Origin of the sequence: Limnohabitans rimovensis (SeqCode) (assembly GCF_965234775.1) — a bacterium.
GTDB classification, from domain to species: domain Bacteria; phylum Pseudomonadota; class Gammaproteobacteria; order Burkholderiales; family Burkholderiaceae_C; genus Limnohabitans; species Limnohabitans rimovensis.
On the sequence record NZ_OZ248567.1, the window covers coordinates 34101 to 52792 of the forward strand.

The following is an 18692-nucleotide window of genomic DNA, read 5'->3' on the forward strand; positions in this document are numbered from 1 at the left end:
CATGGACGGCGTGCACGACCTCGGTGGCCGGCAAGGCTTTGGGCCCGTGGTGCACAGCACCGATGCAGCGGTGTTCCATGAGGAATGGGAAAAACGCATCAATGCCCTCTACGGTGTGGCGGTGCGTGCCGGCATCTTCAACATGGACGAATACCGCCACGCCATTGAGCGCATGGAGCCGCGCCATTACATGAGCGCGGGCTATTACGAGCGCACCCTGACCAGCCTGGCCACCCTGTGCGTGGAAAAGGGCGTGCTCAGTTTGAGCGATTTGGAGCAACGCGCTGGTGGCCGCTTTCCGCTGGCCCTGCCTTTGGGTGCCGGGCGCAGCAATGCCGCCGATGCGCACACATTCCGCATAGGCGACCAGGTGCAAGTGCGGCTTGAGCATGTGGGCGGCCATGTGCGTGCACCCGGCTATATCCGGGGCAAAACCGGCGTGGTGGTGCACATCTCGCCGGCCTATCCCTTCCCCGACGCGCACGCCCACGGCGTGCCATCTCACGACGAGCCCACCTATGACGTGCGTTTCCACAGCGCCGAGCTGTGGCCCGACGCGGCCGACAACGCGTTTGTGCATGTGGGCCTGTTCCAAAGTTATCTGATCCCAGCGCCCTGAGGCGGGCCCCACACCCAGCAGGAGACCCCGATGCTGACACCCGACGAGATCGCAAAGCTCATTCCAGCCGAGCGCGCCAAATTTCGCTCACCCATACCCACCCAGTCGGTCTCCAGCGACGAGTTTTTCCCCGCCGCCCAAACGCCCCGGCAGCGCGAGTTTGAAGCCCGCATCAAACGGCTGGGCAGCGAACTGGCCAAAAAACAAGGCATTTCCCGGCGCCGGTTTTTCCAAGGCGCTGCTGGCATGGCCGCCGCTTATTTGGCCATGAACGAAACCTACGGCCCGCTGTATATGGTCAGCCGCGCCGAAGCACAAACCCCCGAAATGGCCAATGCCCGAGCCAACGCGCTCAAGGGCCAGTTCATCATGGACATGCACACCCACTTTTTGCGCGACGACACCCGGCTCGAAGGCTTTGTGCGGTCGCGCGAAGCGGTGGGCAGAGCGGGCTGGAACCCCACCCTGGTGAACAAACCGCAAACCCTGGACGACTTGAAGTTTGCCAACTACTTCAAAGAAATTTACCTCGACAGCGACACCAAGGTGGCGCTCATATCCGGCTCGGGCTCAGAAGATCTGCGTGACTGGTTTTTGACCAACGAGATGAAGGCGCAAGCGCGCAGCCATGTCAACCAACAAGCGGGCAGCCAGCGCATGTTCTCGCACGCCATCTTCATGCCCGGCATGCCGGGCTGGCTGGAAAAAGTCGAGCAAGACCACGAAACCTTGAAGCCCGACTCGTTCAAGGGCTACACCATTGGCGACAACACCAACAAACATTTGTCGCGCCACCCCTGGCATTTGGACGACGAAAAACTGCTCTACCCGTTTTATGAAAAGTTGGTCAAGTGGAGCAAAGCCAAGCCCAGCCTGGCCAATGTGTGTGTGCACAAAGGTCTGTTCCCGCCCTCCACCACCCAGCAATTTCCGCACTTGCTGCATTACGCGGACGTGCGCGACGTGGGCAAAGCGGCCAAAGACTTCCCTGAGCTGAACTTCATCATTTACCACTCGGGGTTTCGCTTCACTGGTGGTGCCCAAAAAACGGGCTGGGATCAGTTTGAGCAAACCGGGCGCATCGACTGGGTCACCGACCTGGCCGACATCCCGCAAAAGTACGGCGTGCAAAACGTGTACGGCGACCTGGGCCAAATATTTGCCCAAAGCACCTTGGCCGAACCGCGCTTGTGTGCAGCCATGATGGGCCAACTGGTCAAAGGCTTGGGCGCCGACCACATCGTGTGGGGCTCGGACGCGGTGTGGACCGGCGCGCCACAGTGGCAAATCGAAGGCCTGCGGCGCTTGGAAATCCCAGCGCAGATGCAAGAAAAGTACGGCTTTGCCCCCCTGGGCGCAGCCGACGGCCCGGTGAAAAACGCCATCTTCGGCGGTAACTCAGCGCGCTTGTATGGCTACACCGCGCAACAACGCGCCGCGCTGGACGGCGACCCCGTGGCCCTGGCCCGCGCTGAATACGACTTGCACGGCGTAGGCCGCACCAACTTGCGGTATGGGTATATGCAACGGGCGTGAGGGCTTAGACAGCCCTCAGCCCTGTCGCCCTGCATCCGCCTGCGCAAACCGCCGCCGAAAGTCCCAGGCATGGGCCAGGCCGGCGCCCGCCAGGGCGAGAACGGCAGGCAGGGGCAACTCGGGCACATCGGCCAGGCGCAGGGCGATCATCAGGCACAGCCCCGGGGCCAGGCCGGTGGCCAGCTCCACCGCGCCCAAGCCGCGACCGGTGCGCTGGTGGCGCCAAACCAAAATCACAAACTCCATGACGGTGAAAGCGATCACCGCGTCCACCAAGCTGGCAGGCATGTTCATGGGTGCCTCAACTTCGCCGGGGCATGCGCCAGGGCAGCATGGCTTGCACGATGGGAGCGACCAAGCGCGGCACGTTCAAGGTTTCGTGAAAGCTGTGCACCGTCTCGCCCAGCAATTCGCTTTGCAACACGGCGCGTTGGTAAAACGGGGTGTCTTCCAGTTGCTGCGCGATGCGCACCGCTTGTGGGCTGCGCATGCGCCGCGCCAAACCCCAGGCGGTGCGCGGCAGTGCTTGGCGTGGCGGCGCGTCAAAGGGCTCGATGCGCCCTTGCGGTGTGAAGCGCAGGGCCAGCAAGGTGTCGGAGCCGTCCTTGGCCTGCACGTCGTAGAGCACCGCCGTGCTGCCGTCTTTCATCGGGCTGCGTGACCAGTCCCATTCGGTGAAGGGTGTGTCAATCGGTTCGTCGCCTTCGTTCGAATCCAAATAGGCGTGGCCGCTCCAGCGCTGGGCCGGGTGTTGCAACGCCACCTCCACCCGGGCGTGCGGTGCCAGCGGGCCCCAGCGGTGACGCCCCAGCTTGTCCAAGGGCGTGCTGAAGTCAAACAACTGCTGCGGGTGCACAGTCACGCGCCCGCGCACGCGGTGTGGGATGGGCACGCCCACCTCGTCGATGTCGATGTGCAAAGCCGCGCCGTCCCAATGCAATTGGCTCGGCCCAATGACAAAGCGCTCGGCACTGCGGGCGTTGTGGCGCTGGCCGCGCTCGGTCATGGTCCAGCGCTTGGCGCCCCGGCTGTACAAGGCCACATTGAGGGCGCAATGGTTGTCTGGGACGGGTTGTCCGCCATTGCGCCGCGCCCAGGCGTAATAAGGCGAGAACACGCTGCCGACAAAGGCGATGATGCTCAGGCCCCATTGGCCGTCATCGCTCAGGGCGTCGACATACCACCAGAGGTAAGCACCGGGTGATACCGCTTGGTCAAAGCGCGGTGCGCCATCACGGCCTCGGCCGCCAGTTGGCCCGACAGCGCTGCCATCGGCACCCCCGGCCCCGGGTGCACGCTGCCCCCCGCCAAAAACAGGCCCGGGATGCGGCTGGCCGAGTTGGAGCGTGCAAAGGCCGACATCCAACCGTGGGTCGCCTGGCCATACAAGGCCCCGCCGGTCGCCGGAAACAGCTGGTGGAATTGCGCTGGCGTGGTGCGCACGTGGTTGTGGGATTGCAAGCTCACTTGCAGGCCACAACGCTGGAGCCATTGGAAACTGGCTTGCTCGCATTGGTCGATCGCCTCCGGGGTGATGGTGTCGCTGTCGCCCAGCGCGGGGGCATTGACCAGGCACAGCAGCCGCTCGGGCCCTGTGGGGGTGTCGGCGAGTCCCCGGTCTTGGGCACACACATACACCGTGGGCTTGTGGGGCAGCCGCGCGCGGTCAAAGATGTCGGTGAATTCGCTGGCGTAGTCGTCTTGGAAAAACACATTGTGGCGCTCCAGGGCAAAGCCGCTGGTGGGCGCATTGATCGACCAGGTGATGGCCGACAGAGAACGTTCTGGGGCCTGGCCCTTGACGGCCCGGGACAGATCGCCCTCACCCAACAAACCGTCACGCAACGCCGCCACATCGCCGTTGAACACCACCGCTTGGGCATCCAATGCCTCGCCGCTGGCCAGTTGCACCCCGCAAGCGCGGCCTTGCGACAGGCGAATGCGGCGCACCGATTGACCGTAGCGAAACTGCACACCGCGCTGCGCCCCCAAACGGGCCAGGCACTGGGCCAGCGCATGCATGCCGCCATGCACCGACCACACGCCGTCCATCTCCACTTGGGCAATGAGCATCAAGGTGGCTGGGGCTTGCCAAGGTGACGAGCCGCAGTAGGTGGCATAACGCCCAAACAACTGCTGCAAACGTGGGTCGCGGAAATGCTGGCCCAGGCTGCGCCACAAACTGGGCATCACGCCCATGCCCAGCAACACGCGCAAACCCGATGGACCCAAGGCGCGCGCCATTTGCAACAGCGTGGGCGAGGGCGAGCGGATGAATGGCCCCTCCAAGGTGTCGTGCACCAATCGGGCTTGCTGGCAAAAGCGCTCAAAGCGCTGGGCCTCGTCGGGCCCGGCAAATTCGGCCACCGCCTGGATGGATTGCAGCGGGTCGGCATGCAAGTCCAGGCGCGAGCCATCGGCCCACGCGTGGCGCGCCAGCACCGACAAGGGTGAGATGCTCAGCTCGCGGGCCAGACTGGTGCCAGCGGCATCAAAGATGCGGTCAAACACCCAGCGCATGGTGAACACCGTGGGCCCACTGTCGATGGCTGCGCCATCCACCTGCAATTGGCGCATTTTTCCGCCAGGGTTGTCGGCTGAATCCACCACTGTGACGCGCACCCCGCGCTGGGCCAGAAGCAAGGCGCTGACCAAGCCCGCCATGCCTGCGCCCACCACCACCACACCCGGTTCAGACATGGGCGCTTTCTGGGCTTGGATAGGCAGCGGGGTTGCCATAGGCACGCCCCAACCACACGCCTTGCATGTCCAGCACGCGCATGCGCACAAACATCGATTCGGTGAAAAAGTTGTGTTTGTACGCCGCTTGAATGGCTTGTTGGTGCGCCCCTTGGCGGGCGTAGTCGTGCATGCTTTTTTCGTCGCGCCACAAACTGAAGGTGCACTGGCGCACCAGCGGCGCTTCACCCAAGCCCATGGCCAACATGCAACCTTGCGCTTGGGCCAGGCTGTCTTGCGCAGCCGGGGCATGGCGCCAAAACGACATGGCGCTGGCCGCACGGATGCTGGCCCGGGTGAGGGTGGCCAACACGGGCGCTTGGCGTGTGGGGCTTGGCGCGGCAGACGCGTCTGCGGCTTGAACCTCCCAGGCGGGGCTGGCCTCCCAGGCCTGTCCGTCCCATTGGCCACGGCTGCTACCCACGGCCATCAAGCCGGTCCAGTATTCACGGGCGCGCTCACGGTAGGCCATCACATGCGGGCCCGCCAAAAAAGCACGCGCATGGGCATGGGTGTCAAACAGGCATACCCAGCCTTGGTGGCTGGCACTGGGGCGCAAGCCAAAGCCACCGTCATGGCCACTGCCCATCACTTTGGCGAACAACAGGCCGGGGGTGTTTTTCAAGGCCGAGGGGCCTTGGACCATTCGCATCCAGCCCCAGGCTCGGTGCTGGCGCAAAAAGTCCACCAACAAAACCACCACCACGCCCGAGAGGGTAGCAGTGGGTGGATCCACATCACTCATGGCCGCAAGCCCAGGGTGCCCGGCTTGGCCAAGAGACCGATCAGCGCTTGACCGCAGCCACTTGGGCAGGGGCCGGCTTGCCCACCAACTCGGGGTGGTTTTTGATCATTGGTGCGCCGTTGAGCGGTTTGTACGCACCTTGGTGGCAGGTGGCGCAATTGAGCTTGGCCACGTCGCCCATCTCACCCTTGCGCTGGCTTGGGAAGGTGGCTGTGAGGGGCTCGAGGTAGTTGAGGTTGAGCTCGCGCGCCATGCGGATACCGTGCCATGCCGTGGCCCGCTGGGGTGGGTTGCCCTCCCAGCTGGAGAACGAACGCGAGTTGTGGCAATAGGTGCAGTTGACCCCCAAGGCAGTGGACATGTGGGTCATCAAACCATAGGTCCATTCGGCTTGCTTGATGGAGTGGCGGTTGCCACTGGGCAAGGCGGTGTCGCCATTGACCCGGATGTCCAAGCTGTCAAGCAAGAACGGGGTGAATGGATCACTGGGCAAGGAGCTCAGACCCACACTTTTCGCTGCCAAGTTTTGCCCAGCGCGCCCACCGATGAAGTCAGCGCCATTGGCTTGGGGCGGCTCTTTGAACCAAATTTGCGACGGCACCGGTTGACCGCGGTGACAGGTGTAGCAAGTGACGCCAGTTTCAGCAACGTGGTTTTTCCAACCGCTGTTGATGTGCTGCGTCATCTCGATCATGCGCCGCGCCACCACCTTGGTGTACTTCCCTTCTTCGGCAAAGTTGGCGGGGTTGTGGCAGTAGGCACAGCCCTCGGTGGGCGCCACCCAATTGGTCATGGAGACCATGAGTTGGGTGAACTGGGCCACACTCAAGTCGCCCAGTACCTTGACGTTTTGATAGACCTTGCCCGCCTTGGGACCATCGGCCGATGCCGGTGGCAAGGCCACGGGAGCGGCGTGCAACTCTTCGTTTTGTTCGATGATGCGCGGGTTGTACACCTGCACCATGCCCGTGCCACGGTAACCGCGCTGCACAGAGTCCATGACAGGGCGCTCACACGCGCTGAGCAAGACCACACTGGCCAAGGCCAGACCTTTGAGAAACAGGGCTTTGATCATGGCTTGACCCCCATCACAGTGGCCGGGTCGACCACGACTGGAAACACCACAGGGTACGGGGGTGCCACGCCGTGCTTGACCGCCCACAAATACCAGTTATCGACAACAGTGCCGGTGAGCAAGATACCGATGCCACCGGTGATGGGGCACAGCACCGCAAACCACCAGGCCCAGCGGTGAATGGATTCCATGGTGGCGTTGAAGCCCATGGTCCAACGCCAGAACAAGGCTGCGCGCTCAGACGCCGTGCCACGGTCAACGATTTGCTCGATCTCGCGCTCGCCGCCATAGCGGGTCACGGCCAAGATGGTCGCCCCGTGCATGGCAAACAACAGCACCGAACCATACAAAAAGACAATCGACAAGGCATGGAAGGGGTTGTAGAACAGGTTGCCGTAGCGCAGCGAAAACGCGGCTGTCCAGTCCAGGTGCGGGAAGATGCCAAAGGGCACGGCCTCGCTCCATGAGCCCATCAAAATGGGGCGGAAAAAGCCAAGCACGAGGTACAACCACAGCGCAGCGGCAAAGGCCCAAGGGATGTGCATGCCCAGGCCCAAGGCCTTGGCGCGGCGGTACATGCGCGCCCACCAAAAAAACAACGAGGCGGTGAGGAACAAACCAGTGAGCAACCACCAGCCGCCTTCATTCATCGGCGGAAAACTCAGGCCATACACCGGCGCTGGTGGTTCCAGGGCCAGCCAAAACAGCTGGCGCACAAATTGGATCGGGTCCCAGTTGACCGAAGCCAACATGTTGAAGCCAATGATGTTGAAAGCCAAGGTGCCCAGGATGAGCGAGGCCAGGCCCAAACCGCCCAGGTAGATGGGGCCGATTTGTGCATTGCCAATGCGACCCAGCAAGTGCAGGAAAAAGGGCTTGAGCGCGCGCTCGTGCTCGCCGTTTTCAATCGGCACGCCACTTTGGGTGGGTCCGGTGGCTTGGACAGCGGTGAATAGGTTTTGGTATTGCGGCATGTTTATCTCCCCGATTCAGTGCCAAATGGGCATGTTCAACCACCAGCCCCACCATTCAGGCCAGCCACGGCTCCAAAACGGGCCACTGATCACAATGCACAAGGCACTGAACCAGACCGCTGCCAAAGCCAAGAACAATCCCACGCGGTGAATGCCCAAGGTGCCCACCGAGTAACCGATGGTGTCGCGGAAAAAAGTGTCTTCATGTTCAGGTGTTTTGACCACTTGGCCGCGCCCTGGGTTGGTGGCCGAGAGCACCAAGCCGCCGTGCAGTGACAGGGCAAAGGTGGTGGCAAAGAAAAAGCTCACCGCGATCATGTGCGCGGGGTTGTAGTGAAAGTGCAGGTATTGGTAGCCCACGTTGGAGACCCAATCCAGGTGGCTAAAGATGCCATACGGGAACCCATGCCCCCATGCACCCAGCAAGACCGGGCGAATCACGACCAGGGTGACGTAGGCGAAGATGGCCATGCTGAAGGCCACTGGCACGTGGTAGCCCATGCCGAGCTTTCGGCATATTTCAACCTCGCGCATGGCCCAGGAGCCAAAAGCCCCAATGGCACAAATGGTGATGAGCTGCCACAGACCCCCTTCCATCAAGGGGGCCATGCCCAAGCCATACGACAGGTCGGGCGGCGCAATGCTGATTTGCCACAGGTTCCATGTGGGCCCTTGTGACGCGCCCCACAAAATCAAGGCGGTGCCGATGAAGGAGAAAAAGAGGGTGGTGACGCCAAAAAAGCCCACGTAAAACGGGCCGATCCAAAAATCGAGCAAGTCACCGCTCACCAAGGTACCGCCTCGCACGCGGTACTTCTTTTCAAAACTCAGCATGGCCATGATCGGGCCCTCCTAGAAGCCACGACTGCACCGTGGCCCATGAATCTTTAAAAGGGCAGGCGGTGTGGGTTTCCCAAAGGACGCCCGCAACGCCTGCCAACTGCTGTCAACCCCTTCAGGATTTCGCTGCAGGAACGGGTGAGGGCAGAGGCGCGTTTTGTGACGCCGTGCCTTGGGCCTTTTTGGGGCCATCCAACCAATTGAATTTGTTCGTGCTCAACAAGATGAGGTGAATCATCGCTGCCAGGCTGAACAAAAAGATGCCTTGAACGACCATTGCACGCAATGGATCGTAAAGTCGCCAAATTCGCCACATGGTGATTTCTCCTAAAGTATGTGGGACATGAAGGTGTACACACCCGACTCGACCCCTGCTGTGATGCTCTTCATGTTCTCCGCACCCGGCAACCAACTGCGCCAATGCAAGCCCAGCACTTGACCGAGCAAGGCAACGGCAAACAGCAAGGCAAAGCCAATGGCAAAGATCACAAAAAACGTCCGTGAGTCACCTGGTAAGAGGTGCTTGGACTTCACATCAGAAAAGTTTTGCATGGTGAGATGCTCCATGTAATGGATGATTGCCTTAGAACCAGGGGCGCCACGCCCAGACCAAGAAATGCGCCACCACGGCAACCGCCGTGAATGCCACTGTTCCCTGAATCCAGAAAGTGTGGAACTCCTGAGCCTCTTCGTCAGTCAGTCCTGAGATGGACTTGTGATTCGACATAGCCTGCTCCTTCACAAAATGACCTTGCGGCCGATCATGCGCACAGCCCGCGCATCATGGGCATCCGCGGCGAAATGCCACGACATCTTGGTGTGGGTCTGTCCCACGGTCAACACGGGGCTCTGCCGAACTTGGAAGCCGCTCATGCCGGCTCTCCAAAACCCAGCTCCAAGCCCGCACGCTTGACGTGCTGCTCGGTCACCACCTCGTCGCCAGCTTCCCGCGCACGCTGCTCGGCCTGGTCGCGCAGCCGCTTGGCCACTGAAATTTGGATCAGCACAGGTTGCTGCTCAATGACTCGGCGCAACCACGTTTGGGCCGCATCGTCCCAACGCGCGTTGTCACCACTGACGCCACGGGCCGGGGTGGCTTCCACGCGGTCCATGTCAGTGCCCAAGGGCAAGATGTGAAACAGCGCATCAAACAAGGCGTTGCACACCTCTTGCACCACATAGGTGGCCCCGCTGTAACCCATGAAAGGGGTGCCGGTGTGGCGGCGAATGACTGCGCCGGGGAAGGATGCTGGGATGTAGGTCGCGCGCATCGGGCCGGAACTGCCCATCTCGCTCAGGTACATGCGCTCGTTGTAACTGCCAAACATGATGAGCGGGGTTTGTTTGTGGACCAACTCGCGCACGGCGGCGTTGTCGGTTTTGGTGCCTGCGGTGCGCGACACGCTGAAGCGGCAGGGCAGGCCCATTTCGTCTTCCAAGAAATGACGCAGGCCACGCGCATAGGTTTCCCCTGCGACCACGGCAAAACTGGCTGTGGCAAAAAAGTCTTGGGTCACCGAGCGCCACAAGTCCCACAGTGGCTTGAGCGTGGTGTGGCGCTCGCGCTCAATGAAGGGCTCGGGGTCGATGTGCAGCATCTCGCCGAGCTTGCGCAAAAACGCCGTGGTGCTGTGCAGGCCAATGGGTGCTTGCAAATACGGACGCTCGAGCGCCTCGCACAGCATGCGGCCAAATTCGCGGTACATGCAAATGTTGACATCGGCCTCGACCAAGCGCGACACATCGGCCAGGTGGCTGGTCAGCGGAAACACCATGTTGACTTCGGCGCCGATGCCTTGCACCAGGCGGCGGATTTCGGCCAAATCGCTGGGTGAATTGAAGGTGCCGTAGCACGGGCCAATGATGTTGACGCGGGGTTTTTCGCCAGCCGGGCGCTGATCAAAGGGTTTGCGGGCCGGCACTTTTTTCATGCCGTACTCGCTCCACAGCCAGAACATGGCCCGGTTGGCGCACTGCCACTGGTCTTCGTCAATGGTGCGTGGCAAAAAACGGGCGATGTTGGTGCCCTCGGGGGTGACGCCGCCACCGATCATTTCAGCGATCGAGCCGGTGACCACCACAGCGGGCAGGTCCGGGTCGAGGGTGGCGTGGGCGCGCTTCATCGCGCCCTCGGTGCCCTCGCGGCCCAACTGTTCTTCGGCCAAGCCGGTAACCACAATCGGCAACTCGTGCGGGGGCAAGGCGTCGGTGTAATGCAGCACCGATGTGACGGGCAGGTTTTCGCAGCCCACCGGGCCGTCGATCACCACTTGCAGGCCTTTGATGGCGGTGAACACATACACCGCACCCCAGTAACCGCCGGCGCGGTCGTGGTCGAGCACATAGTTGAGCTGGGCCTTGGGCGCGGCGTCAATTTTCACAGCTGGTGCACCCGTGGTCGGTGGGCCGCCAGCACTCGCGTGCGGTCCAGCATGGGTGGGGGCGGTGGGGTGTGACATCAGCCCATCTCCTCGGCTTTGCGCTTCTTGGCGGCGCGCTCCATTTGGCGCTTGGTCTCGGCCTTGAATTCGGGCCGGTCTTTGGGCACGCCCTCCCACACACCCGTGGCGTGACCCATTCCGGTGTCGCCAAAAAAGGCTTTCATGGCATCAAAGCGGGCTTGGTTGCCGATCGCCGCTTGCACCACCTGCACCAAGGAGCCGGCTCCGGCCACGCCCATCAAGGGGCGCGCAGAAATCAGGTTGGTGAAATACAGCGAAGGGATGCAGGCTTCTTTGGCTTTTTGCACCACGGGGGTGGTGCCAATGGCCAGGTGCGGCTTGTATTCATGCATGGCGGCCAGGTCTTGCTCGAGCGAAGCCCGGAACTGCACTTGTACGCCTTTGGCTTTGAGCCACTCAGCATCGTGTTGGTTCCACGGGGTGGCCGGGCAGGCCGAGCCCACATAGCGCACGTCGGCACCGCATTCGATGAGCAAGCGCGCCACCAACAGCTCTGAACCCTCATAACCACTCAAGGTGATGCGGCCTTTGATCGGCTTGGCCGCGAGCATGGCGCGCATGGGGCCCAGGGTTTGGTTGCGGGCGAGATCGATTTTGGCTTGGGCCACACCCATGCTGTCACCAATGGCTTGCAGCCAATCGTGGGTGCCCTCAACACCTACCGGTGCCGAGCCCACGATGGGGCGGCCTGCGGCTTGGAACTCGCGAATGCTGGCGGTGTAGAACGGGTGAATGGCCGCCACACTGCTGCAGTCGAGCGCGGCATACAACTCGCGCCACTCGCGGGTGGGCACCACGGGGCCGGCCAAAATATCCATGGGCGCCAACATTTGGGCAATGATCACCGGGTCGGCGGGGAACATTTCACCGAGCAAGGCCACCGTGGGCTTGCTTTGGCGCCCCCCTTTGGGTGCTTGCACCGGGCCACTCATGATCTCTTCGCGGGCATAGCGCAGCATGGCTCCAGCCAGCACATCTTTGGCCTCGGCATGGGTGGGCACCCCAAAGCCCGGCACATCGATGCCGATCACGCGCACGCCATTGATCTCTTTGGGCAGCAATTGCAAGGGCACGCCACTGGCGGTGGGCACACACAAATTGATGATGACGATGGCGTCAAGCTTGGCTGGGTCGGCTTGGGCATGGACCGCGTCGCGGATGTCCTCAAACAGTTTGCCAGTGACCAAGGTCTCGGAGTTGAAAGGCACATAGCCGACGGTGCGGCGCGCACCGTAGAAATGCGAGGTGAAGGTCAGGCCATACACGCAACATGCCGAGCCGCTCAAGATGGTGGTGGTGCGGCGCATGCGCAAGCCCACACGCAAAGAGCCAAAAGCGGGGCACATGCTTTGTGGCTGGTCGTGCGGGCCGGCGTCGGCTTTGCGGGGATAGTCTTGGGCGTATTGGGCCAAGATATCTGACTTGCCAGCCGCTTGGGCGGCAGCCAGCATGGTCTCGGCACCCGAGTGGCAGCCCAGCCCATCGGCTTGAGCGCCCGCTGGGTTGGCCAGGACGGGTACGGCTTGGATCGGAATGGTTTTGGCCATGGTGCGCTCAAGCCTCGTCGTAAACGACTTCCAAGGTGGGCTTGACCAGATCGTGGCGACCCATCATGTCAAAGGTGGTGGCGGGCTCGAGCACCACATTGCGGCCGGTGATGTCGGCGCTGAACAGGCCAAGCAGCTCGTCTTGGGTTTGTGGCTTGGGTCGCACCGGCGGCGCGTCGGCCACGTTTTGCGCCAACTCAGCAAACAAGGGGCCCCACATGCTGTCTGGCGTACCAATGATTTCGTAGCTGGCGCTTTTGCGGCGAATGTCCTCATTGGCCGGAATGGCGGCCAACACCGGGATGCCGGCTTTTCCCGCAAAAGCCTGGGCTTCGCCGGTGCCGTCGTCTTTGTTGATGACCATGCCGGCCACGCCGACATTGCCACCCAACTTGCGGAAGTACTCGACCGCGCTGCACACGTTGTTGGCCACATACAGCGACTGCAAGTCGTTGGACGCGACGACGATGACCTTTTGGCACATGTCGCGGGCGATCGGCAAGCCAAAGCCGCCGCAGACCACGTCGCCCAAAAAGTCGAGCAACACAAAGTCAAAACCCCAGTCGTGGAAGCCGAGTTTTTCCAGGGTTTCAAAACCGTGGATGATGCCGCGCCCGCCGCAGCCGCGCCCCACCTCGGGGCCACCCAACTCCATGGCGTAAACGCCATCGCGCTTGAAGCACACATCGCCAATTTGCACCGCTTCACCGGCGAGTTTCTTCTTGGAGGAGGTTTCGATGATGGTTGGGCAGGCCTTGCCACCGAACAACAAGCTGGTGGTGTCGCTCTTGGGGTCGCAACCAATCAGCAAGACCTTTTTGCCCTGCTGGGCCATCATGTAGCTCAAGTTGGCCAAGGTGAAGCTTTTGCCAATGCCGCCCTTGCCGTAAATGGCAATGATTTGGGTTTCTTTTTTGACTTCGCCCGTGTGCACGGGTTCGGGTTCGTGTGCCGCCTCTTGGCGCAGGCGATCGACAAACTTCACGGGCTGCGGTGTCGCGCCCAATTGGTGGTTGCTCATGCGAAGTTTCTCCAGTCCAAAATCATCTTCAAACACAGGTCATCGCCAAAGGCCGTTGCGTAAGCCGCATGGGCTTGCGCTGGCACTTGGTGGTGGGTGATCAAACCGTCGAGCGACAAACGCCCGCTGTTGGCCAATTCGGTGACAGCCATCAAGTCGGCCCGCTGCCACTGCGCAGCGGTGCGCACCGTGGCCTCGCGGGCATAGGCCTGGGCATGCTCGAAGCGCAAAGCTTGGCGGTAGTTGCCAGCCAAGACAATTTCGCCGCCGGGGGCCAGGCGCTGCATCCACTGGCCCAAGTCATCGGCCTGGCCGCTGACGTCGTAAATGGCTTGGTAATCGCGGCGATCGTCGTCTTGTGGCCGGCACACCGCATAACCCTGGGCACCCGCCATGCGCTCGGCTTGGGTTTCCCAAACGGTGGGGGCGGGTGCGCCTGAAGCCACGGTCAGCCGCGCCAGCAAACGGCCCATCACACCATGGCCAATGATCAATTCGGGGGGTGCAATGTCTTGGCGCTTTCCGCCCAATGCGACCGCGTGGTATGCGGTGGCCGCCAAGGCCAACAGCACGGCGCGCTCTTGCAAATGGTCTTGCACCACCGCGACGCGGTTTTGCGCCACCACCAAGCGTGAGGCTGCGCCGCCAAACAGGCTTTTGACCCCTTGAAAACAACTGGAGCCAGGCACAAACACCCGCTGGCCGATGTCGAGTTGGCAACCAGGGCCGGTGCGAATCACCCGGGCCACGGTTTCGTCTCCAGGCACCAAGGGGTAACCCAAGCCGGGAAAGGCGGGCATGCTGCCGTCCCACAACAAACGCTCGGTGCCGGTACTGATGCCGCTGAATTCGACTTCAACCTCTACCTCGCCCACACCGGGTGCGGGCAAATCCAAACCGCGCACCGACAGGTGCTGGGGGCTTTGGAAGACAATGGCGTGAGCTTGCATAACTTGTAATTTAGGGTTGACGTTGAAATGTGTCAAGTAAAGATGACGCTTTCATGCCGATCCTAGGGAAAACACCGAGATTTGCGGCCCAACAGGATCTGGGTTTGCAAGGGCACGGCGTTGGGAACCTCTTCAATGTGGGTGAAACCGGCTTGGGCCATCATGTGGCCGAGTTCGTGCGGGGTGCGCAGGCGCCCGCTGCCCATGGCCAACAGGTAAAAGTGAAAGTAGGCGTCGCCCAAGGGCTGCTGACCCGGCGCTTGGGCCATGGGTTCGGCCAACAGCAGGGTGCCGCCCACTGGCAAGGCTTGGTGGATGGCTTTGAGCAAGGTGAGGACATCGGCATCGGGGTGGTCGTGGGCAATGCGGATCAAGGTCACCAAGTCGGCGCCGCTGGGCAGCGGGTCGCGCAAAAAGTCCCCGCCATGGGTTTGGATGCGCTGGCCCATGCCGTTTTGATCGATTTGCTGTTGGGCTATGGCAGCGACTTGCGGCAGGTCGAACAAGTTCAGGCGCAGGTGTCTGGCATGCTGGGCCAAGCGGCGCACAAAACCACCTTTGCCCCCGCCCACGTCGAGCACTTGTTGGTGGGCGTCAAAGTTGTATGCGGCCAGCACCTCGTCAATCACAAACGGCTGGGAAGCCGCCATCAACTCAGAGTAGCGCGCCACTTTGTCGTCTTGCCAAGAGCGGGTGCCATCTTGGTGGGCGTCTTGCGCGTAAGGCCAGTAAGCGGCCATTTCGCTTTGCGGCATTTGGTCGCGCAGCAGGGCCACGGGGTCGTGCATGTCGTGGTACAGGGCTGCGTGGTGCTCGATCATGGCGCGCAAGCCTGGGTGACCGGCCACTGGCGCACCCAAGGCACCCAGGCCGTAGCGATCGGGGCCGCGCCACTCGAGCAACCGCAAGGCCACCGCCGATTGCAACAAGCGTTGCAAGGCATGGGGCGAGACTTGGCACATCAACGCCAACTCTTGCAGGCTGCGCGGGGACTGGGCCACTTTTTCCAAAATTTGAAGGCGCACGCAAGCCAGCAAGACCTGCGAATAGACAAAACCAGCCATCAGGTCAAATACCTGGCGCGCGCGGCGCTGGGTGACCCAGCGGGTGAAGGGGTTGGCCACGCTCCAGCGGTACATGGCGCTGGAGGTGAGCCAAGCATCCCACCAGCGGTCGATGGCGTCGCGCCAAGCGGGTCGTTGGGTCAGGGCACCCACGTCATGGGAGAGGTCCAGTGTTTTCATGGCGGTGTCGTGGAACTGGGGGCTTAGGCGGCTTGGCGGCCAGCCGTCGCAGGGCTTTGGCGGTATTTCTCGCAGGCTTCGCGGGGCACCAAGCGCTCGGACTCTTGGCGCACCAACTGGCGCAAAGCGCTGGCGGCGGCGCACTCGGGCACGGCGTCGACCGTGGCTTGCACCAGCGACTCGAAATGCGCGATCGCGCCGCCCAAACCCAGGTCGGTGGCGGCGCTGGGGCGGCTGTGTTGCAGGTCTTGGCCCACAGGTTTGCCCAAGGCTTCGGCTTGGCCAATCACATCGCGGATGTCGTCGGCCACTTGGTAAGCCTCGCCCAAGCACTCGCCCAAGGCGCGCCAGGGTTGCGGGTCGGCCCCCGCAGACAAAGCGCCCGAACAGGTGGCGGCGACAAACAAAGCACCGGTTTTGGCGCGCTGGTATTGGCCCAAATCGGCACGGGTTTCGCACTCCCAAGCCTGGCCCGCGACGATGCCTGAAGGCGCGCCCACGCCTTCACCGAGCAACTCGAGCAAGCCGACCAAGCGCTGGGGGTGGGCGGCTCCGGCGCGCACCAGGGTTTGGTAAGCGGCCACGATCAATGCGTCGCCCGTGAGCAGCGCCAAGGGTTCGCCAAACTGTTTGTGCACAGTGGGCAAGCCCCGGCGGGTGTCGGCATCGTCAAAACACGGCATGTCGTCGTGCACCAGAGAGGCGCAGTGCATGAACTCCAAAGCCACGGCGGCGGCATCGGTCAGCTCGGGGGCGTCTTGCCCACACGCACGCGCCACGGCCACGCACAACTGAGGGCGGATGCGGGCTCCACCCGGAAACACCGCATGGCCCATGGCGGCCATCAGGCGCGGCGGTGCAGACGGCCCGCCGGATAAGGCCAAATGCTGGACCAGCGCTTGTTCAATGCGGGCGATGACGGTGTTTCCCATGGCAACTCCTTGAATATGTCAATCTGAATTGACAGATTAGGTTGTCAATATATCTCATAAACGAGGCTTGTCAACCGGGTTTGCCTTCGTCACAGGCCTTCTGGCCCTGGCCGAAGGTGCGCTGGGATGTGCCAGCCTTTGCTAAGGCCCGACAATGGCGGCATGGACATGCGATGGAAACCCAGCGTCACCGTCGCGGCGGTGATCGAGCGGCAAGGCCGCTACCTTTTGATCGAGGAACACACGCCAGAGGGCTTGCGCCTGAACAACCCGGCCGGTCACCTCGACCCGGGCGAATCACTGGTGCACGCTTGTGAACGCGAGGCCTTGGAAGAAACCGCCCACCGCTTCAGCGTGGAGGCCTTGGTGGGCGTGTACATGGCGCGCTTTCAGCGCCCGGCGAGGGGTGACGCAGCGGCCGAGGACATCACCTACCTGCGCTTTGCATTTGGTGGCAGCTTGGGCGAACACCTGACCGAGCGCAGCTTGGACCACGGCATTTTGCGCACCCTGTGGATGAGCCCCGCTGAGGTGCAAGCCAGTGTGGCGCAGCACCGCAGCCCCTTGGTGTGGCAGTGTGTGCGCGACCACCAAGCGGGTGTGCGTTTGCCTCTGTCGGCGCTGCACACCGATGCATCGGTGAGCGCGCTGCACCCTGGGCCACGCGGATAATTCAGCGCATGTCCAAAAAACACAAAGTGGTGGTGGGTTTGAGCGGCGGGGTGGACTCGGCGGTCAGCGCTTGGCTGCTCAAGCAACAAGGCCATGAGGTGCTGGGCATTTTCATGAAAAACTGGGACGATGACGATGACAGCGAATACTGCGCATCGAACGTCGACTTTGTGGACGCTGCTGCGGTGGCCGACGTGATTGGCATCGAGATCGAGCACATCAACTTCGCCACCGAATACAAAGACCGGGTGTTCGCCCAGTTCTTGCAAGAGTATCAAGCCGGGCGCACGCCCAACCCCGACATCTTGTGCAATGCAGAGATCAAATTCAAAGCTTTTTTGGACCACGCCATGGCGCGCGGCGCCGACAAAATCGCCACCGGCCACTACGCCCGTGTGCGCGAACAAGGCGACAGCGTGCAGTTGCTCAAAGGCCTGGACCCCGGCAAAGACCAAAGTTATTTTCTACACCGCTTGCGCCAAGACCAATTGCGCCAAACGCTGTTTCCGGTGGGCGAGTTGCACAAAAGTGAAGTGCGCCGCTTGGCCACCGAGATCGGTTTGCCCAACGCCCAAAAGCGCGACTCCACCGGCATTTGTTTCATTGGCGAGCGCCCGTTCAGGGCCTTTTTAAACCGCTACATCGCCAGCACACCGGGGCCGGTGCGCGACGAGCGGGGTCGCTGTGTGGGCGAACACATGGGCCTGAGTTTTTACACCCTGGGCCAGCGCCAAGGGCTGGGCATTGGTGGCGTCAAAGCCAGCGGTGCCGCGCGCGGTGCAGGCGATCACGCACCTTGGTTTGTCGCGCGCAAAGACCTGGAACACAACACCTTGTGGGTGGTGCAAGGCCACGATCACCCGTGGTTGTTGTCTGAACAGTTGCATGCGCAAGACCTCAGTTGGGTATCGGGCCAAGCCCCCAGCGCCAGTGCCTTGGCCGCCAAAACCCGATACCGCCAAACCGATGCGCCGTGTCACGTCACCGCCATTGGCCCCGACCTGCTGAGCCTGCGGTTTGACCCGGCACAGTGGGCGGTGACGCCAGGCCAATCGGCGGTGCTCTACGACGGCGAGGTGTGCCTGGGTGGGGGCGTCATCCACCAAGCCAGTGCGCTCGAACGTGTGCTGCCCCTGGCAGAGCCGGTACCCCGCCCTCGCAGGCGCACACGCCAGCAACACCGAGCCTGAGGGCAGTTGGTCCGGCCCATGGGGCCCGCGACAACGCCCCAGAGCCGCCCACCTGGGGCAACCACGCCACACCGCACCGCTGTGGCAAAAATAAATTAGTCCATTTAAATCAATCACTTAATAAGATTTTTGCGCTTTATTGAGGC

General features: G+C 62.1%; 21 protein-coding genes. 4 read left to right on the forward strand and 17 right to left on the reverse strand.

The window, feature by feature from the left end:
- Position 1 precedes the first annotated feature (1 nt).
- Positions 2 to 619 (forward strand): nitrile hydratase subunit beta, encoded by a 618-nt coding sequence (gene nthB / locus AC8GFZ_RS12105; protein WP_506645153.1) that lies wholly within the window; start codon positions 2 to 4, stop codon positions 617 to 619.
- Positions 620 to 649: 30 nt separating this feature from the next.
- Positions 650 to 2155 (forward strand): amidohydrolase family protein, encoded by a 1506-nt coding sequence (locus tag AC8GFZ_RS12110; protein WP_506645154.1) that lies wholly within the window; start codon positions 650 to 652, stop codon positions 2153 to 2155.
- A gap of 15 nt (positions 2156 to 2170) precedes the next feature.
- Here the strand turns inward: AC8GFZ_RS12110 and AC8GFZ_RS12115 are convergent, their stop codons facing one another.
- From AC8GFZ_RS12115 to AC8GFZ_RS12195, 17 genes are all read right to left on the reverse strand, one after another.
- Entirely contained in the window at positions 2171 to 2449 is a 279-nt protein-coding gene (locus AC8GFZ_RS12115) for a hypothetical protein (RefSeq protein ID WP_506645155.1), read from the reverse strand.
- A gap of 7 nt (positions 2450 to 2456) precedes the next feature.
- Positions 2457 to 3323 (reverse strand): carotenoid 1,2-hydratase family protein, encoded by an 867-nt coding sequence (locus tag AC8GFZ_RS12120; protein WP_506645333.1) that lies wholly within the window; start codon positions 3321 to 3323, stop codon positions 2457 to 2459.
- The gene (gene crtD, locus AC8GFZ_RS12125; protein ID WP_506645156.1) at positions 3320 to 4855 is read right to left on the reverse strand and encodes a 1-hydroxycarotenoid 3,4-desaturase CrtD; all 1536 of its coding nucleotides are present in this window, start codon (positions 4853 to 4855) and stop codon (positions 3320 to 3322) included. The genes AC8GFZ_RS12120 and crtD overlap by 4 nt, the downstream gene beginning before the upstream one ends.
- Positions 4848 to 5639 (reverse strand): hypothetical protein, encoded by a 792-nt coding sequence (locus AC8GFZ_RS12130; protein WP_506645157.1) that lies wholly within the window; start codon positions 5637 to 5639, stop codon positions 4848 to 4850. The genes crtD and AC8GFZ_RS12130 overlap by 8 nt, the downstream gene beginning before the upstream one ends.
- 40 nt (positions 5640 to 5679) lie before the next feature.
- Complete coding sequence (pufC, locus tag AC8GFZ_RS12135) at positions 5680 to 6714, reverse strand: photosynthetic reaction center cytochrome PufC (protein ID WP_506645158.1); 1035 nt, start codon at positions 6712 to 6714, stop codon at positions 5680 to 5682.
- Positions 6711 to 7688, reverse strand: a complete 978-nt coding sequence (gene pufM, locus AC8GFZ_RS12140) for a photosynthetic reaction center subunit M (RefSeq protein ID WP_506645159.1) — start codon at positions 7686 to 7688, stop codon at positions 6711 to 6713. Before pufM ends, pufC begins: the two co-directional genes overlap by 4 nt.
- Positions 7689 to 7703: 15 nt before the next feature.
- Entirely contained in the window at positions 7704 to 8528 is an 825-nt protein-coding gene (gene pufL / locus AC8GFZ_RS12145) for a photosynthetic reaction center subunit L (protein WP_506645160.1), read from the reverse strand.
- A gap of 115 nt (positions 8529 to 8643) precedes the next feature.
- A complete protein-coding gene (pufA, locus tag AC8GFZ_RS12150; protein WP_506645161.1) occupies positions 8644 to 8844 on the reverse strand; it encodes a light-harvesting antenna LH1, alpha subunit in 201 nt (66 codons plus the stop codon).
- Between the two features lie 11 nt (positions 8845 to 8855).
- The gene (locus tag AC8GFZ_RS12155; protein ID WP_506645162.1) at positions 8856 to 9080 is read right to left on the reverse strand and encodes a hypothetical protein; all 225 of its coding nucleotides are present in this window, start codon (positions 9078 to 9080) and stop codon (positions 8856 to 8858) included.
- 31 nt (positions 9081 to 9111) lie between these two features.
- The gene (gene pufB, locus AC8GFZ_RS12160) at positions 9112 to 9255 is read right to left on the reverse strand and encodes a light-harvesting antenna LH1, beta subunit (RefSeq protein WP_506645163.1); all 144 of its coding nucleotides are present in this window, start codon (positions 9253 to 9255) and stop codon (positions 9112 to 9114) included.
- A gap of 11 nt (positions 9256 to 9266) precedes the next feature.
- Complete coding sequence (locus AC8GFZ_RS12165; protein WP_506645164.1) at positions 9267 to 9401, reverse strand: hypothetical protein; 135 nt, start codon at positions 9399 to 9401, stop codon at positions 9267 to 9269.
- A complete protein-coding gene (gene bchZ, locus AC8GFZ_RS12170) occupies positions 9398 to 10987 on the reverse strand; it encodes a chlorophyllide a reductase subunit Z (protein WP_506645165.1) in 1590 nt (529 codons plus the stop codon). Before bchZ ends, AC8GFZ_RS12165 begins: the two co-directional genes overlap by 4 nt.
- A complete protein-coding gene (gene bchY, locus AC8GFZ_RS12175) occupies positions 10987 to 12537 on the reverse strand; it encodes a chlorophyllide a reductase subunit Y (protein WP_506645166.1) in 1551 nt (516 codons plus the stop codon). Before bchY ends, bchZ begins: the two co-directional genes overlap by 1 nt.
- Positions 12538 to 12544: 7 nt before the next feature.
- Complete coding sequence (locus tag AC8GFZ_RS12180; RefSeq protein ID WP_506645167.1) at positions 12545 to 13558, reverse strand: chlorophyllide a reductase iron protein subunit X; 1014 nt, start codon at positions 13556 to 13558, stop codon at positions 12545 to 12547.
- A complete protein-coding gene (gene bchC / locus AC8GFZ_RS12185) occupies positions 13555 to 14508 on the reverse strand; it encodes a chlorophyll synthesis pathway protein BchC (protein ID WP_506645168.1) in 954 nt (317 codons plus the stop codon). The genes AC8GFZ_RS12180 and bchC overlap by 4 nt, the downstream gene beginning before the upstream one ends.
- Before the next feature lie 62 nt (positions 14509 to 14570).
- A complete protein-coding gene (locus tag AC8GFZ_RS12190; RefSeq protein WP_506645169.1) occupies positions 14571 to 15752 on the reverse strand; it encodes a methyltransferase in 1182 nt (393 codons plus the stop codon).
- 23 nt (positions 15753 to 15775) lie between these two features.
- On the reverse strand, positions 15776 to 16684 hold the full coding sequence (locus AC8GFZ_RS12195; RefSeq protein WP_506645170.1) for a polyprenyl synthetase family protein: 909 nt from the start codon (positions 16682 to 16684) through the stop codon (positions 15776 to 15778).
- A 162-nt stretch (positions 16685 to 16846) separates the two neighbouring features.
- On the opposite strand from AC8GFZ_RS12195, the gene AC8GFZ_RS12200 reads away from it, so the two are divergent.
- Positions 16847 to 17356, forward strand: a complete 510-nt coding sequence (locus AC8GFZ_RS12200; protein WP_506645171.1) for an NUDIX hydrolase — start codon at positions 16847 to 16849, stop codon at positions 17354 to 17356.
- 8 nt (positions 17357 to 17364) lie between these two features.
- Positions 17365 to 18546 carry a tRNA 2-thiouridine(34) synthase MnmA gene (gene mnmA, locus AC8GFZ_RS12205; protein ID WP_506645172.1) on the forward strand — a complete coding sequence of 394 codons (1182 nt, stop codon included), beginning with the start codon at positions 17365 to 17367 and terminating at the stop codon, positions 18544 to 18546.
- Positions 18547 to 18692 lie beyond the last annotated feature (146 nt).